The sequence below is a fragment of the Brevundimonas sp. genome, from assembly GCF_004210735.1.
Lineage (GTDB): Bacteria > Pseudomonadota > Alphaproteobacteria > Caulobacterales > Caulobacteraceae > Brevundimonas.
Genome location: NZ_SDZL01000003.1, coordinates 65,313 through 80,419 on the forward strand (window position 1 = coordinate 65,313; position 15,107 = coordinate 80,419).

A 15,107-nucleotide genomic window follows, 5' to 3' on the forward strand; every position below is an offset into this window, starting at 1 on the left:
CGAGCAAATCTGCAAACGGTTCGCAATTGCAGGAGTCGCCGATGATTGTCCTGAGCGCAGGGTGCGCGTCACTGGCGATGCTGATGCGGTCGGTTGAGGCGTCAGCCCGGCTCGCGGCGGCTGAGATGAACCAGCATGAGCGTCAGGGCGGCGAGGCCCCCGACTGCGCCGTTCATCAGGGCGGTGGCGGCGCGCTGCGGATCCTCGGCCAGCATGTTCAGCGGCATCTGCCAGGGCATGAAGACCCCGGCCCTGGCGCCGCTGGCGACCACAGCGAAGAAGGTGCCGCCGATGCCCAGGATCAGGGGCGGGACAAAGCTGCGGAACCGCAGCGCCGCCCATAGCTGCACCGCGACCAGCAGCAGGGCGGCCAGGTACATCCGGCCGATCAGTGACAGGTGCGCGACCAGCTCCAGCGGACCTGTGGGCGCAGCGGCGGGCTTGACCGTGCCTGCGGCGATGCCCGCCAGCCAGGACAACAGCAGCGCCGCCAGGCTCATGACCGCCACCACGGTCAGGACGCAGATCGCCTTGGCCGCGACGATGCGCCAGCGCGGGACGGGCAGGGCGAACAGGTGATCCCAGGCGCGGGGGCCGTGCTCCATCTGGGCGGTCAGGGTGGCCAGGGCGGTGACGCTCATCGGCAGCATGAAGACGGCCCACATGGCGGCGGCGTTCCTGAGCAGCATGGCCCAAGGCATGGCCGCGCCAAGCCGCAGCAGGTTGAAGAAGATGAAGACGGCGATCAGCACCGGCGCGGCGATGGCGACCAGCGCGGCCAGCGAACGGTTCAGCTTGTGAAATTCGACGGACAGGACGGCGAGCATCAGGCGGCCTCGGATTGCAGGATAGGGGCGGAGACCTGGCGATACAGGCCCTCGAGCGTGCGGGGACGGGGGGCCAGGGCGAAGACGGCCAGGTCCGCCTGGACCAGGGCGCGGTTCAGGGCGGCCGAGGCGGCGCGGGCGTCGTGACCCTGGGGCAGGCTGACGGTCAGGCCGTCGTCGTCGTCGCAGGTCGAAAAGCCGTGGGCGCGGGCGACGAGGGCGGCGCGGGCGGAGTCGTCGGTCTGGACCGACAGGTCGGCGGGAAGTTCGGCCATCAGGCGCGGCAGTTCGCCCTCGCGGACCAGCCGACCTTCGGACAGGATGCCGATGTGGGTGGCGACCTGCTCGATCTCGCCCAGCAGATGGCTGGACACCAGGACGGTGGCGCCGGTGCGGTCGGGCAGGGTGCGCAGGAAACGGCGCATGTCGGCGATGCCCTCGGGGTCCAGGCCGTTGGTCGGCTCGTCCAGGATCAGCAGGGGCGGGGCGCCCAGCATGGCGCGGGCGATGCCCAGCCGCTGGCGCATGCCCAGGGAATAGTCGGCGACGCGGCGGCGGGCGTGGGGCGCCATCTCGACCACCTCCAGCACGCGGTCGATCTCGGTCGCGGGCAGGCCCAGAAGGCGGCGGGTCAGGTCCAGGTTATCGCGGCCCGACAGGTTGGCGTAGAAGCCGTGCGCCTCCAGCAGGGCGCCGACCATGCGGGCGGTGGTCAGGCGGTCGGTCGCCACATCAACGCCGAACAGGCGGGCCGCGCCCGACGACGGTTTCAGCAGGCCCAGCAGCACCTTTAGCGTGGTCGTTTTGCCCGCACCGTTGCGACCCAGAAAGCCATAGACGGCGCGCTCCGGCACGGTCATCGAAACCGCGTCCACAGCGGCGCTCGGGCCAAAGCGTCGGGTGAGGTTCAGGGTCTGTACGGCGGCGGTCATGGCCCATCTCGCGTTTAACTATTAGCTAAAGTTGCGGAGCGATGAGATTTAAGTCAAGATTAAAGAACTGACAGACTCAGGAGCCGACATGACCGCCGCCGAGATTGACCGTTTCCGGTTGCGTTGCCGCCAATTCCGCTGGCTGGCGATCTTCATGGTCGTCAGCGTGGGCGCGCTGCTGGTGCTGATGTACGCCGTCGCGCCGACGGTGATGATGGCGCGGGGGCGGTTCGAGCTGGAGGCCAGCCAGTGGCTGAGGCAGGTGGTATGGGCGTCGCCGGCGCTGTTCTATCTGTTCGCCGTGTGGTCGATCGGTTCGGCGCTGGGCCAGTTGGGGCGGGGACGACTGATCCAGCCGACGCTGGCCGATGCGTTGCGACGGGTAGGACTGGCGCTGGGGTTCGGCGGGCTGCTGAGCGTGTTCGGGATCACCAACCTGAGCCGGCTGATCGAGGGCGGGCAGGGCGGATTCGCCTATTTCGACGTGTCCGGCATGACACTGGGCATGATTGGCGGGGCGCTGTTTCTGCTGGGCCGGGTGATGGATCAGGCGGGGCGGGTCCAGGCCGAGCTGGACGAGATGATCTGATGCCCATTCGCGTGACGCTGGACGCCCTGATCGTCCGTAAGGGGATCAAGGCCCGCGACCTGGCGGCCCAGGTCGGCATCAGCGAGACCCAGTTGTCGCTGTTCCGGTCGGGCAAGGTGAAGGGCATCCGGTTTCGCACCCTGGCCAAGCTGTGCGCCGCGCTGGAATGCCGGCCCCGCGACCTGCTGGATTACGACTTTGACTCCGCCGATCTGACGGTTCCGGACGACGATAGTTAAGCGGCGCCGCATTTTTCGCCCCGAACACGCCGCAAATCCTCGTCATTGGGCCTTGTGCCGGTTTTCTTCCGGCTCGGATTTTGCAATACGCAAGTGAATGTCGGCGGGGGGCGTCCCGTCGATTCCCAACCCCTTGATGGAAGGCGCGCCCGTGGCGTTTCGCGACGGACCGTTCGAGAACCTGAAGGTGCCGCTGGCGTGGACCGCCGCGGCGGTGGTTATCGTCGCCATCGTCCTGTCGGTTCTGCTGCTGCTGGGCGACCGGCGTGAGGCGGCGACGGCTGACAGCTATGGCCCGACACGCGCGGCGGTGGACACGGTCACCGGACCGGTCGGCGGCGTGCTGGCCGCGCCCGTGCGCTGGGCCGGGGCGGCGTCGGACTTTGTCGGTGGCTATTTCTTCGCCGTTTCGGAAAACCGTCGCCTGCGTCGCGAACTGGCCGAGCTGCAGCCCTGGCGGGATCAGGCCATCGCGCTGAAGAACGTCAACGCCCGCTATGAGGCGATGCTGGGCATCCGCACCGAACCGCCCGTGGCCATGGTCACCGCGCGCTCGATTTCGGAATCGCGAGGCCCGTTCGTGAACGCGCGCCTGCTGGACGTCGGGGCCGCCAAGGGTGTGCGGGTCGGCAATCCGGTCATCAACGAGCATGGACTGGTCGGGCGGGTCACCGGAACATCGGCCGGGATCAGCCGGCTGGTGCTGCTGACCGACGTGGCGTCGCGGACGCCGGTGCTGGTGGACCGCACCGACGCCCGCGCCATCCTGACCGGCGACGGCAGCGGCAATCCGCGGCTGGAATTCCTGCGGGGCAACAACGCGGTTCAGGCGGGCGACCGCATCCTGACGTCCGGCGACGGCGGCGGCTATCCGCGCGGCGTGCCCATCGGCGTGGCGGCCAAGGGGATCGACGGTTCGTGGCGGGTCAAGCTGTTCAGCGACCGTGGCGCGATCGACTATGTCCGCGTCATGTTGTTCCAGGATTTTGGCCAGCTGGCCGATGTGGCGGCGCTTAGCCCGCCGCCGCTGACGGGTCTGGCCGCAGCGCCTGCGCCGACCGCCGAACAGGCGGCCGCCATCGCCGACGCCGGCGCCCGTCGCGACGCCGCCGCCGCCCAGCGCGCCGCGACCGCCAGCGCGCCCGCGACCATTACGACGCCGACGCGCCCCGCCCCGGCGCGCCCTGCAGCCGCCCCAGCGGCGGCTCCGCCGCGCCCGACGCCGACACCCGCCGCGCCTGCCGCACAGGCTGGAGGCCAGGAGTGAGACGTTCCGTGACGGTCCGCGTGGTGGGGCCGATGCAGTGGATCGTCTATCCGGCGCTGATCGCCATTGCGGCGACCGTGGCGCTGGCCACGCCGGTCGAGCTGTTCGGGTTGAACCTGCCGGAGCCGATCCTGCCGATGGTGCTGGCCTTCGCCTGGCCGTTGATCCGGCCGTCGATCGTGGCGCCCGCCGTCCTGCTGGGCCTGGGGCTGTTTCTGGATGTCTTCTGGTTCGCGCCGCTGGGCATGTGGGCGCTATGCCTGCTGGCCGTCTATGGCGCTGTGCTGCTGTCACGGGTCTTCCTGGCGGGGCAGGAGGTGAGGGTGCTGTTCGTCTGGTACGCAGCCTGCACCGCCATGGCCTTCTTCATCGCCTATGCCGTGATCGGTCTGCGGACGGGTAATGCGCCCAGCCTGCTGGCGCTGGTCGGCCAGATCGTGCCCACCCTGATCCTGTTCCCGCTGGCCAACATCATGATCGAGCGGTTTGACGACGGCGACGTGAGGTTCCGTTGAGCAGCGAACCGTCTATCTTCTTTTCCGACGTCAACGAGCGGCAGGGCTCGTTCCTGCGGCGCACCTTTGTGCTGGGCGGTCTGACGACGCTGGGCGTCACGGCGCTGTTCGGGCGGCTGGCGCAGTTGCAGGTGGTCCAGTCGCAGGAATACGCCACCAAGGCGATCAACAACCAGTTCAACTATCGCCTGGTCCCGCCGCCGCGCGGCGTGATCAAGGACCGCAACGGCATCGTCATCGCCGGCAACCGCCCCAGCTTCCGGGTGCTGGTGGTGCGGGACGAGACCAAGGATCTGGACCACACGCTGGACCTGCTGGGCCAGTTGCTGCCCGATACGCTGGAGCGCCGCCGTTCGATCATCCGCGAGGTCAACGCCGCCCCGCGCTTCAGCCCGGTGCCGGTCAAGAGCGACCTGAACTGGGAAGAGTTCGCCAAGGTCAATCTGTACGCCAACGAACTGCCGGGCGTCATGGCCGACATGAACGAGGCGCGCTACTACCCGTTCGGCGGGTCGTTCGCCCATGTGATCGGCTATGTGGCCAAGGTTTCGGACCGCGACATCAAGGCGCTGCGCGACAAGGGGCAGGAGCCGCCGCCGCTGCTGTTCAATCCCGGCTTCCGCATCGGGCGTCAGGGCATCGAAAAGGCGCTGGACATGGACCTGCGCGGCGAGGCCGGGGGCAACCGGGTCGAGGTCGATGCACGCGGTCGCGTGGTCGGCGAGGACGCCGAGGGTTCACGCGCCGCCGTAACGGGCAAGGAAGTGATCCTGACGCTGGACGCCGACGTCCAGAACCGGGCGCTGGAAGTGTTCGGCGAAGAGGCCGGCGGCTGCGTCGTCATGGATGTGCGCAACGGCGATATCCTGGCCATGGTGTCGTCGCCTTCGTTCGATCCGAACCTGTTCGTCTCCGGCGTGCCGTCAAAGATCTATCGCGCCCTGGCCGACTATGAGCGGCGGCCGCTGCTGGACAAGGCGATGGGCGGGACATTCGCGCCGGGATCGACGTTCAAGCCGGTCGTCGGACTGGCGGCGATGAAGCGCGGCGTGGATCCGAGCCGCCGGATCGTCTGTAACGGCAGCTTCTATCTGGGACGGCGGTTCGCCTGTCTGGGGAGGCATGGCGCGCTGGACATGCGCGGCGCGATCAAGGCGTCCTGCAACGTCTATTTCATGACCCTGGCGACCGAGATCGGGCCAGACGCCATTGCCGAAACAGCGCGCGACCTGGGCATGGGCCAGGCGTTTGATATCGGCCTGACAGGCCAGAAAACCGGACTGGTGCCGGATCGCGAATGGCGGCGCCGGAACCCGGTGCGCGGCGACGGCAAATGGTATCCGGGCGAGACGCCCAGCTATGGCATCGGTCAGGGCGCCCTGACCGTGAACGCCTTGCAACTGGCGGTCTATACGGCGCGGATCGCCAATGGCCAGAAGGCGGTGAACCCGCGTCTGATCAAGTCGGTCGGCGGGGTTGAGCAGAGCGGAAACGCCTTTGCCGACCTGCCTTATGATCCCGAGATGCTGAAAGTGCTGCGTGACGGCATGGAGGCCGTGACGGACGTCGGCGGCACCGGATTCCGCAACAGTCAGCTGGGGCTTGGGGCCGTTCGAATGGCGGGCAAGACCGGTACGGCCCAGGCGCGCAACTATGGCGCCGGTTCTCGCAAGGGGGCGGGGCGCCCGTGGGAGCAGAAGGACCACAACCTGTTCATCGCCTATGCGCCGACCGACAATCCCCGCTACGCCGTGTCCGTGATCGTCCAGCACGGCGGGCTGGGCGGCGGCACGGCCGGGGCGCCGCGGGCGCGCGAGGTGATGAAGATCGCCTTGCTGAAAGACCCTGAAATCCGCGCCCGTATCGAGCAGGCCGGCTTTGAAGCGCCCGAGGACGCCGGCGTCCACGAAGCCGAGGCGCGGGGCGAGCCCATCGACGCCGCGGTGGAGACCCCGGAAACACCCACGCCCACGACGCCGCCAGAGCCGGAGGCGCCGCAATGACTTCATCCGCCCTGACCCGTCCCGGTGAGCGCGACCGCCTGCCGGTCAAGCTGGCCGAGCTGGACTGGCGCCTGATCGGCCTGTTGTGTGTCATCGCCGGGGTCGGCGCCGCCATGCTGTATTCGATCGCCGGCGGCCACTGGCAGCCGTGGGCGGCCAAGCACCTGATCCGATTCAGCGCCCTGCTGGTGGTGATGCTGGGCCTGGCCATGGTTCACCCGAAATGGTGGTTCCGCGCGGCTTATCCGATGTATGGCGTGCTGCTGTTCCTGGTGCTGCTGATCGAGTTCACGCCGTTGGGTTATGTGGCGGGCGGGGCCAAGAACTGGCTGAACCTGGGCTTTATCCGCATCCAGCCGGCCGAGTTCATGAAACTGGGCCTCGTGCTGGCGCTGGCCCGCTGGTACCACAGCCATTCGGCCCAGGACGCGCGCTGGTCGTGGAAACTGCTGATCCCGGCAGGGATGATCGGCGTGCCCTTCCTGCTGGTGGCGAAACAGCCTGATCTGGGCTCGGCCATGGTGATCGGCCTGACCGGCGCCGCCGTGATGTTTGTGGCCGGGCTGAGCTGGCGCGTGATCGTGGCGGCCGTGACTGCGGCGGCCGTCGCCATTGTCCCCTTCGTCCTGTTCGTGATGCACGAGTATCAGCGCAAACGGGTGCTGACCTTCCTGAGCCCGGAATCCGATCCGTCCGGGGCGGGTTACAACATCATCCAGTCCAAGATCGCGCTGGGGTCCGGGGGGCTTCTGGGCAAAGGCTATGGCCTGGGCAGCCAGAGCCAGCTGGAGTTCCTGCCGGAACGGCACACGGATTTCATCTTCTCGACGGTGTCCGAGGAGTTCGGCTTTGTCGGCTCTTTCACCATGCTGGCCTGCTATCTGGGGGTCATTCTGATCGCGCTGCGGATTTCGTCGCTGTCGCACAGCCATTTCGGCCGGATCTCGGCGGCGGGGATGACGGCCTTCTTCGCCATCTTCGTGCTGGTGAACGGGGCGATGGTGATGGGACTGGCGCCGGTGGTCGGGGTGCCGATGCCGTTGCTGTCCTATGGCGGGTCGTCGATGATGACGGTGATGATCGGCTTTGGCCTGGTGCTGTCGACGCGGGTTCACCGTTACGCCGAACTGCCCAAGGGGCAGGGGCTGTTCTGATCCCGACGAGGGGTTAGGGTAGGTGTATGAGCGATGCCCCCGTAAAGGCCGACCCGGCCATGTTCGCCCCGTGTCCCAAGCCCGTCAGCGCCACCGCGCCAGAAGGCCAGAACGCCGCCATGGCCGAGGGGGTGCGCATGCGCGACAACCCCGCCGAATGGGCCTTTGTCCGCCTGTCCAAGCTGATCGAGGAGTTCGAGGGGCAACTGGACAAGGACGAGGAGATCGGTGCACGGATCGTCGGCCTGCCCGGGGACGGGACGATGCAGATCGAGGATGTCGGCTTCTGGGGGCCGGACCTGATCCTGTTTCTGGGCAAGAATGCTGACGGCAAGCCGGTGCGTCTGGTCCAGCACTATACCCAGATCAGCGTGGTGCTGAGCGCGCTGAAGAAACCCGAGGAGCGCGAGGCGCACCGGATCGGCTTCCAGCTGAGCGAGATGGTCCAGAAGACCAACCCTAAGTCCTAGAGCGTCGCGGCCCAGTCGCCGGCGCGGACCAGGCTGTCGACGATGCCGGGTTCGCTGGAGGCGTGGCCGGCGTCGCCGATGATGTCCAGCCTGGCTTCGGGCCAGGCGCGGTGCAGGGCCCATGCGCTGGCGATCGGCGTCACCACGTCAAACCGGCCCTGGGCGATCCAGGTCGGGATGTGGCGGATGCGGTGGACGTTCTTCAGCAGCCAGCCGTCCTCGGGGAAGAAGCCGGCGTTGGTGAAATACCAGTTCTCGACCCGGGCGAAGGCGACGGCGAATTCGGGCTCGGCGAATTTATCGGGACGGGCGTCGGGGCCCTGAACGCTGACGGTTTCGCCTTCCCAACTGGACCAGGCGATGGCGCAGCGCTCGCGCTCGGCCACGTCATCGCCGGTCAGGCGGCGATAGTAGGCAGACATAAGGTCGCCGCGCTCGGCTTCGGGGATGGGGGCCAGGAACCGTTCCCACGCGTCGGGGAAGATCATGGAAGCGCCGTCCTGATAGAACCAGTGCAGTTCCTTCTTCGTCAGCAGGAAGATGCCGCGCAGGATCAGACTGAGCACCCGCTCAGGGTGGGTGATGGCGTAGGCCAGCGATAGCGTTGATCCCCACGAGCCGCCGAACACCACCCACTGATCCACGCCGCAGCGTTCGCGCAGACGCTCGATATCGTCGATCAGCGTCCAGGTGGTGTTGTCCTCGAGCGAGGCATGAGGGCGGCTGAGGCCGCAGCCGCGCTGGTCGAACAGGATGATCCGGTACTGGGCCGGATCGAAATAGCGCCGCATCCCCGGATTGACCGCGCCGCCCGGGCCGCCGTGCAGCACCAGCACCGGCCGACCCTGCGGATTGCCGCATTCCTCATAATAGATCTCGTGCACGCCGCCGGTCGGCATCCAGCCTGACGCAAAGGGTTCGATCTCGGGATAGAGGTCGCGGCGGGCGGTCCGGGGCGGGGGAAAGGTCATCTGGGCTCTACAGGCAGGTCAGGCGCGGTCGCCGGGTGTTGTCTGGAATGCGGCGACGATCAGGACGATCCATCCCAGGATCATCAGCAGGCCGCCAACCGGCGCGACAGCGCCCATGGCGGGCAGGGAAGCCAAGCCGATCAGGGCAAGGGCCAGGCAGAACACAAGCCCACCCGCGCCCGCCAGCCATCCGGCCACCGCGGCCAGGCGGGGGCGGTTCGGCCACATGGCGCACACGACGGCCAGAACGGCGTGAACCATCTGATAGTGGGCGCCGGTGGTCAGCAGCGTTTTCACGACCGGGCCCGCGCCGTGGGCTGCGAAGGCCCCCAGCGCCACCGCCATCGCGCCGTTGAAACCGGCGAACACCAGAAGCTTGCGATCCACAGTCATCTCTTCGCCATAGAACACGGCCCGGACGGAGTCTGCTACGACGGATTTCATGAGAACCAGCGCCCCGCGCCAAGCTTTGCAGTATGTGTTGCTGTTCGGCGCCACCGGCGTGAGCCTGCCGTTCGCGGGGCTGTGGTTCCGGGGGCAGGGGCTGACAGGGGCCGAGATCGGAACCCTTTTGGCGGCGCCCATGCTGGCGCGACTGGTCAGCGGGCCGATGATCGCGGTGTGGGCCGATGGCTTTGCGCGGCGGCGCACGCCGATCGCCATCCTGGGGCTGCTGGCGGCGCTGGGTTATGGCGCGGCGGGGCTGGTTGAAGGATTCGCCTTGTGGGCCGTCTGCTGGTTCGTGGGCGCGACGGCGGCGGCGGGGATGCTGCCGCTGACGGATGTGCTGACGCTGAAACTGGCCAAGCGTGAAGGCTATGTCTTCTCCCTGCCGCGCGGATGCGGTTCGGCGGCGTTCGTGGCGGCTAATGTGGTCATGGGCAGCCTGCTGGTGCGGGCGTCGGTCGATGTGGTGATCGTCTGGATCGTGGCCGCCAGCCTGATCGGCGCGGTCACGGCGGCGCTGGTCCTGCCTGCGGAACCGGTAGGCGAGGGCGAACGCCGGGCGGGGCGCGAGCGGTTCCGGGGACTGGGCCGACTGGTCGCCGATCCAACCTTCATGACCGCCATCGTCGCGGTTGGCGCGGTGCAGTCGGCGCATGCGGTCTATTACGGATTCTCGGCCATCCTGTGGAAGGCGCAGGGCCTGGCCGAGAGCGTGACCGGCCTGCTGTGGGCCTTCGCCGTGGCGGTCGAGATCGGCTTCATGTGGGTGATCGAGCCGTGGCGGCGACGGGCGGGGATCAAGGCGTCGACCCTGCTGCTGATCGGGGCGGCAGCGGCGGCCGTGCGATGGGGCGCGCTGGCGCTGGCGCCGCCGTTGTGGATGCTGTGGCCGTTGCAGGCCCTGCATGCGTTGAGTTTTGCCGCGACCTTCCTGGCGGGCGTCGAATTGGCCGAGACGCTGAGCCCGGCCGACAGCCATACGGCGGCCCAGACGCTGGGGTCCGTCTTGTCCACGGGCGTGCTGATGGGGCTGGCGACGGTGCTGGCCGGACCGCTGTATGACGCCTATGGCGCCGGCGCCTATTGGGCGATGACGGGGCTGGCTCTGTTCGGTCTGGCGGCGGCGCTGCGCCTCAGGCGGGCGACGGCCTGAGCTATTTCTTCGCCTCGGCGATCATCGCGCCGATGTCGCGTGGATCGATCCCGGCGCTGGCCTTGCCGTTGACGAAGAAGGTCGGGGTGCCGTGCAGACGCAGGGTCGCGGCCACAGTGTGGATGTCGGCGATATGGCGCGTGGTGTCGGGCGAGGCGAGGTCGATCTTCGCCTTGGCCACGTCCACGCCATTGGCGGCCAGGATGGCGTCGATAGCCGCCTTGTCCAGGCCCGGCTCGGCCATCAAAGCCTCGAACACGGCCAGATATTTGCCCTGCTGATGGGCGGCCAGTGCGGCGCGCGCGGCGTAGTTGGAGGTGTCGTCGTCGCCCCGGTCCAGAATCGGCCATTCCTTGAAGACGAAACGAACGTCCGGGTGGGCGCGGATCAGGGCCAGGTAGTCCTTGGACACCGCCTTGCAGCCGGGGCAGCGGTAGTCGAAGAATTCGATCACCGTCACCTTGGCGTCGGCCGGACCGACGGCGGGATCGCGCGCGTCGGGCGCCAGCAGGGCGGCGTTGGCCTGGGCCAACTGGTTGATCTGGGCCGTGATGGCGTTGCTTTCACTGGTCTGGCGCGCGGCCACGACCTCGTCCAGCACCTGGGGATTGGCCAGCAGATAGGCGCGCACCCGACCGCCGAAATCGCCGCCGGTCACATAGGGGGCGGCCGACAGACCCAGGGCCACGACCGAGATCGCCAAGGCGGCGACGCCCGCATTGCGGCTGGAGAACCAGTGCGAAGCGGTTTGCGGCGTGGGCGAAGGCGGCGTCGAAGGGGCGTCGGTCATGAAGGCTTTCAGGTCAGAAGTCGGGGATCAGCCGGCGGACGGCGCGATCACGGTGTTGCGGTTGCGTTGTTCCTGACGGCGATCCAGGTCATCGACGTCGGTCTGAGTCGCGCCCGAGGCGAAGACGATGTCCATGGCGCGGCGCCATTCGATCGACGACGGCTCCAGCATATCGCGGGCGCGCAGGGCCATCTGGGTGGCCTGCTCGGAACGGCCCATGGCGTAATAGTATTCGGCCGAGGCCAGACGCGCCTCGCCCTCCTTGCCCTGGGTGGAATAGGCCTGGCCCAGCAGACGCCAAGCCATGGTGTTGTCCTTCTCCATCGCGGTCGCGCGCTTCAGCTCGTCGATGGCGCGGTCCAGCACGGCGGGGTCGCTGGTCTCGATCAGGGCGTGGGCCAGATTCACACGCAGCAGCGGCGCGTCGGGCTGGAGCTGGACCGAGCGTTCGTGGGCGCCGATGGCGTCGGCCGGGCGGCCTTCCTCGAACAGGATCTGGCCCTTCAGCTCCCAATAGTAGGGATTGTCCGGCTCGCCTGCGATCAGTTCATCGACGGCGGTCAGGGCGCGGTCGGTCTGGCCATCGCGATACCAGGCGATGGCCCGGGCGTAGCGGGCGGGCAGGGAGGTGTCGGTCGAGCGGTATTTTCGCAAGGTCTGGTTCGGCGGATCCATGAAAGCGTGGATCTTGGCCACGATCAGGTCGTGCTGGGCCTGCCGTTCGGGTGGCTCGGGCTTGTCGTAATAGGGCGAGGCGGCGACCGCCCGGCGCAAGGCCTCGATGCGAGCCGAGGACAGAGGGTGACTGCGGAAATAGGGATAACGGCGCTGGTCCGAGAAAACCTCCTGCGAGCGGAAATTCTCGAAGAAGCTGACCAGGCCGCGCCCGGATTCGCCGGCCTTCTCCAGGGCGCGGGCGCCGCTGACGTCGGCCTCGCCTTCCTGGCCCTGCATGTATTTGAGGACGTTCAGCGTGCCGAAATACTGGCTGGACCCGATCAGGGCGGCGCCCGCGTCGGGGGCCCCGGCGGCGACAGCCAGGGCGCCCAGCGCCATGGACATCAGGAAGGGCTGCATGCCGGCGTCGCGCGCCCCGTCCCGCAGGGTGTGGCGGTTCTTGATGTGGGCGCCTTCGTGCGCCATCACGCCCAGCAATTCGCCGGCGTTGTCGGTTTCGAGGATCAGGCCGGTGTTCAGGCCCATGATCCGGCCACGCGTGGCAAAGGCGTTCAACGACGAATCGTTGATCAGCAGGACCTCGACTTCGTTCGGATCCAGACCCATCGCGTCGAAGACCGGATCGGCCCAGCCGCGAATGATGCCCTCGATCTCGGTGTCCCGGATCGAGCTCTGGGCGGCGGCGGGGCCGGCGGCGGCGGCGAGCAGGAAGCCCGCCACCGCGACCGAAGCAAGCATGCGGGCGGCGACGCGATCAAACCAGGTCATGCCGTCCTCCTTTTACGCTACGCCCCGCGCCTATCGATCCAATCTAATCACGGCCTTTCAGCGGCGCCACCATCCGCGCTTGGGCTTGGACGGCGGAGCGGTGATCTGGTTCGGATCATTGGCGATGATCTCGGACAGATCAGCCTCGGGCGTCGGGGCCGGGCGGGCCTCGACCAGAACGGCCGGCTGGCCTTCGGCGGCGGCTTCGGCCGGGGTGACATCCAGTTCGACCGGTTCGCCGACCGGAACGGTCTCGTTCGGCTCAACGACGGTGATGTCGGGCTGAACCTCTTCGACCGCATCGGCCTGGGCCGGTTCAACCACGGCGTCCTCGGCCAGGACCGCTTCGCCACCGACGTCGGCGGCGACCTTGCGGCGCACGCGGCGGCGCTTGGGCTGTTCGATCAGGGCAGGGGCGGCGTCTTCGACAGTGGGCGCCTCGACGGCGATCGGCGTGTCGGAATCGCCTTCCGGGGGCATGCCCTCGGTCGTGGCGCGGGCCTCGACCTTCACCTCGTGCGGCAGGCCACGCTCGCCACCGCGTCCGCCGCGACGGCGACGACGACGGCGGCCGCCCTCGCGTTCACCGTCAAGGCGTTCACCTTCAGGGCGTTCGCCCTGTTCGTCGGCACGATCCTGGGCCGGGGCGGGGCGTTCGGCGCGAACCGGCGCGGATTCGGTCGGGTTGATGGGGTCGAACCAGACATAGGGGTCGTCCAGCGACGGTGTGCGGCCGCGCACCCAGGTGAAGGCGTCGCGTTCACCGTCCTCGCGCATGCGGCGACCGCCACGGCGGCCGCGACGGCGGCGACGGCCGGCCTCGCTGTCGTCGTCGTCAGTCGCGAGTTCGCCCGCTTCGACGGTTTCGCCTTCGGACGCTTCGGCGCCCTCGTCGTCACGGCGTCCGCCGCGGCGACGGCGGCGACCACGGCCACGGCCGCCTTCGCCACGCTCGGCCCGCTCGCGCGGTTCGTCGTCGTCGGAATCCTCGCGGTCCAGGGCGACCTCGTCCTCATCTTCCTCGATCACCTCGTCTTCGTACTCGTCCACGAAGGCGGAATCGTCGAAGCCGTCATCCAGGTCGATCAGGTGGGCCGGCGTCTCCTGAGGCACGAAGTCCTCGTTGGTTTCGGTCCGGTCGATGTTGTGCTCGCCCTGACCCAGGCTGTCGTCGATCTGGACGATGACGCTGAGGCCGCGGCGTTGCTGCAGGCGCTGCAGATAGTCGCGCTTGTGGTTCAGGATATAGAGGCCGACGGCCGTGCAGACGCGCAGGATCACGGCGCCCGCGCCGTTCTTGCCCGCCTCGATGTCGACGGCGCGCAGGGTCATCAGGGCGGCGGATTCAGCTGAGCGGATACGGCCGGTGCCCTGGCAGTGGGCGCACGCCTCGGTCGCGCCCTCGATCACGCCCAGGCGGCGGCGTTGACGGCTGATCTCCATCAGGCCGAAGCCGGAGATGCGGCCCATCTGGATGCGGGCGCGATCCTTGGCCAGCGCGTCCTTCAGCGCCTTTTCGACGGCGCGGTTGTTCTTGCCTTCATCCATGTCGATGAAGTCGATGACGATCAGGCCGGCGAGGTCGCGCAGGCGCAGCTGGCGGGCGGCCTCGACCGCCGCTTCCATGTTCGTCTTGGTCGCCGTCGCCTCGACGTTGCGCTCCTTGGTGGCGCGGCCCGAGTTGACGTCGATGGCCACCAGGGCCTCGGTCTGGTTGATGACCAGATAGCCGCCCGACTTCAGCGGCACGACCGGCTGGTGGATCTGGGTCAGCAGTTCTTCGATGCCATTGGCGGCGAAGAGAGGCTTTGAGCCCTGGTACAGGTGAATCTTCTTGGACTGCGAGGGCATCAGCACACGCATGAAGTCGCGCGCTTCCTTGAAGCCCTCGACCCCCTCGACCTGGATGCCGTCGAAATCCTTGTCGTACATGTCGCGCACGGCGCGGCGGACGAGGTTCTCTTCCTCATAGATGACGGCCGGGGCGTTCGACTTGAGCGTCGTCTCGCGGATCGTCTCCCACAGGCGCAGCAGATAGTCGTAGTCGCGCTGGATCTCGGCCTTGGTGCGCTTGGCGCCCGCGGTGCGGATGATCAGGCCCATGCCGGCCGGCACCGACAGCGAGGCGGCGGCGGCCTTGAGGCGCTTGCGGTCGGTCAGCGAGGTGATCTTGCGGCTGATGCCGCCGCCCTTGCCCGTGTTGGGCATCAGGACGCAGTAGCGGCCGGCCAGCGACAGCCAGGTGGTCAGGGCCGCGCCCTTGGCGCCGCGCTCGTCCTTGACGACCTGAACCAGCAGGATCTG

Annotated in this window: 15 protein-coding genes; 8 read left to right on the plus strand and 7 right to left on the minus strand. The window is 68.1% G+C overall.

Annotation, left to right across the window (positions count from 1 at the left end; genetic code table 11):
• Nucleotides 1-101: 101 nt before the first annotated feature.
• Together EON91_RS01210 and EON91_RS01215 are read right to left on the minus strand one after the other, a co-directional pair.
• The gene (locus tag EON91_RS01210) at nt 102-827 is read right to left on the minus strand and encodes an ABC transporter permease (RefSeq protein WP_292091031.1); all 726 of its coding nucleotides are present in this window, start codon (nt 825-827) and stop codon (nt 102-104) included.
• The gene (locus EON91_RS01215) at nt 827-1,759 is read right to left on the minus strand and encodes an ABC transporter ATP-binding protein (RefSeq protein WP_292091032.1); all 933 of its coding nucleotides are present in this window, start codon (nt 1,757-1,759) and stop codon (nt 827-829) included. Before EON91_RS01215 ends, EON91_RS01210 begins: the two co-directional genes overlap by 1 nt.
• Nucleotides 1,760-1,847: 88 nt before the next feature.
• Here EON91_RS01215 and EON91_RS01220 point away from each other — a divergent pair, with 88 nt between their 5' ends.
• From EON91_RS01220 to EON91_RS01250, 7 genes are all read left to right on the plus strand, one after another.
• Nucleotides 1,848-2,348: a DUF2975 domain-containing protein gene (locus EON91_RS01220; protein ID WP_292091033.1), complete on the plus strand. Its 501-nt coding sequence runs from the start codon at nt 1,848-1,850 to the stop codon at nt 2,346-2,348.
• Entirely contained in the window at nt 2,348-2,587 is a 240-nt protein-coding gene (locus EON91_RS01225) for a helix-turn-helix transcriptional regulator (RefSeq protein WP_292091034.1), read from the plus strand. Before EON91_RS01220 ends, EON91_RS01225 begins: the two co-directional genes overlap by 1 nt.
• 151 nt (nt 2,588-2,738) lie before the next feature.
• Nucleotides 2,739-3,854 carry a rod shape-determining protein MreC gene (mreC, locus tag EON91_RS01230; RefSeq protein WP_292091036.1) on the plus strand — a complete coding sequence of 372 codons (1,116 nt, stop codon included), beginning with the start codon at nt 2,739-2,741 and terminating at the stop codon, nt 3,852-3,854.
• Nucleotides 3,851-4,369 carry a hypothetical protein gene (locus tag EON91_RS01235; protein WP_292091038.1) on the plus strand — a complete coding sequence of 173 codons (519 nt, stop codon included), beginning with the start codon at nt 3,851-3,853 and terminating at the stop codon, nt 4,367-4,369. The genes mreC and EON91_RS01235 overlap by 4 nt, the downstream gene beginning before the upstream one ends.
• On the plus strand, nt 4,366-6,372 hold the full coding sequence (gene mrdA / locus EON91_RS01240; RefSeq protein WP_292091040.1) for a penicillin-binding protein 2: 2,007 nt from the start codon (nt 4,366-4,368) through the stop codon (nt 6,370-6,372). The genes EON91_RS01235 and mrdA overlap by 4 nt, the downstream gene beginning before the upstream one ends.
• Complete coding sequence (gene rodA / locus EON91_RS01245; RefSeq protein WP_292091043.1) at nt 6,369-7,526, plus strand: rod shape-determining protein RodA; 1,158 nt, start codon at nt 6,369-6,371, stop codon at nt 7,524-7,526. The genes mrdA and rodA overlap by 4 nt, the downstream gene beginning before the upstream one ends.
• Nucleotides 7,527-7,552: 26 nt before the next feature.
• A complete protein-coding gene (locus tag EON91_RS01250; protein ID WP_292091044.1) occupies nt 7,553-7,996 on the plus strand; it encodes a DUF6173 family protein in 444 nt (147 codons plus the stop codon).
• Here the strand turns inward: EON91_RS01250 and pip are convergent.
• Complete coding sequence (gene pip / locus EON91_RS01255) at nt 7,993-8,967, minus strand: prolyl aminopeptidase (protein ID WP_292091045.1); 975 nt, start codon at nt 8,965-8,967, stop codon at nt 7,993-7,995. The genes EON91_RS01250 and pip overlap by 4 nt on opposite strands.
• An 18-nt stretch (nt 8,968-8,985) precedes the next feature.
• The gene (locus EON91_RS01260; RefSeq protein WP_292091055.1) at nt 8,986-9,360 is read right to left on the minus strand and encodes a DUF423 domain-containing protein; all 375 of its coding nucleotides are present in this window, start codon (nt 9,358-9,360) and stop codon (nt 8,986-8,988) included.
• A gap of 49 nt (nt 9,361-9,409) precedes the next feature.
• On the opposite strand from EON91_RS01260, the gene EON91_RS01265 reads away from it, so the two are divergent.
• Entirely contained in the window at nt 9,410-10,567 is a 1,158-nt protein-coding gene (locus tag EON91_RS01265) for an MFS transporter (RefSeq protein WP_292091046.1), read from the plus strand.
• Nucleotide 10,568: 1 nt separating this feature from the next.
• Here EON91_RS01265 and EON91_RS01270 read toward each other — a convergent pair whose 3' ends face one another.
• From EON91_RS01270 to EON91_RS01280, 3 genes are all read right to left on the minus strand, one after another.
• The gene (locus tag EON91_RS01270) at nt 10,569-11,357 is read right to left on the minus strand and encodes a thioredoxin domain-containing protein (RefSeq protein WP_292091047.1); all 789 of its coding nucleotides are present in this window, start codon (nt 11,355-11,357) and stop codon (nt 10,569-10,571) included.
• A 27-nt stretch (nt 11,358-11,384) separates the two neighbouring features.
• Nucleotides 11,385-12,803, minus strand: a complete 1,419-nt coding sequence (locus tag EON91_RS01275; RefSeq protein WP_292091048.1) for a M48 family metalloprotease — start codon at nt 12,801-12,803, stop codon at nt 11,385-11,387.
• A 57-nt stretch (nt 12,804-12,860) separates the two neighbouring features.
• The coding region (locus EON91_RS01280) for a ribonuclease E/G (protein ID WP_292091049.1) at nt 12,861-15,107 on the minus strand (2,247 nt) is incomplete at its 5' end.

Bases quoted from the DNA above. Each gene is read 5' to 3' on its own strand.
- EON91_RS01220 (WP_292091033.1), top strand. From the start codon at position 1,848: ATGACCGCCGCCGAGATTGACCGTTTCCGGTTGCGTTGCCGCCAATTC.
- EON91_RS01225 (WP_292091034.1), top strand. From the start codon at position 2,348: ATGCCCATTCGCGTGACGCTGGACGCCCTGATCGTCCGTAAGGGGATC.
- EON91_RS01210 (WP_292091031.1), bottom strand. From the start codon at position 827: ATGCTCGCCGTCCTGTCCGTCGAATTTCACAAGCTGAACCGTTCGCTG.
- EON91_RS01260 (WP_292091055.1), bottom strand. From the start codon at position 9,360: ATGACTGTGGATCGCAAGCTTCTGGTGTTCGCCGGTTTCAACGGCGCG.
- EON91_RS01270 (WP_292091047.1), bottom strand. From the start codon at position 11,357: ATGACCGACGCCCCTTCGACGCCGCCTTCGCCCACGCCGCAAACCGCT.
- EON91_RS01215 (WP_292091032.1), bottom strand. From the start codon at position 1,759: ATGACCGCCGCCGTACAGACCCTGAACCTCACCCGACGCTTTGGCCCG.
- EON91_RS01275 (WP_292091048.1), bottom strand. From the start codon at position 12,803: ATGACCTGGTTTGATCGCGTCGCCGCCCGCATGCTTGCTTCGGTCGCG.
- pip (WP_292091045.1), bottom strand. From the start codon at position 8,967: ATGACCTTTCCCCCGCCCCGGACCGCCCGCCGCGACCTCTATCCCGAG.
- rodA (WP_292091043.1), top strand. From the start codon at position 6,369: ATGACTTCATCCGCCCTGACCCGTCCCGGTGAGCGCGACCGCCTGCCG.
- EON91_RS01250 (WP_292091044.1), top strand. From the start codon at position 7,553: ATGAGCGATGCCCCCGTAAAGGCCGACCCGGCCATGTTCGCCCCGTGT.
- EON91_RS01265 (WP_292091046.1), top strand. From the start codon at position 9,410: ATGAGAACCAGCGCCCCGCGCCAAGCTTTGCAGTATGTGTTGCTGTTC.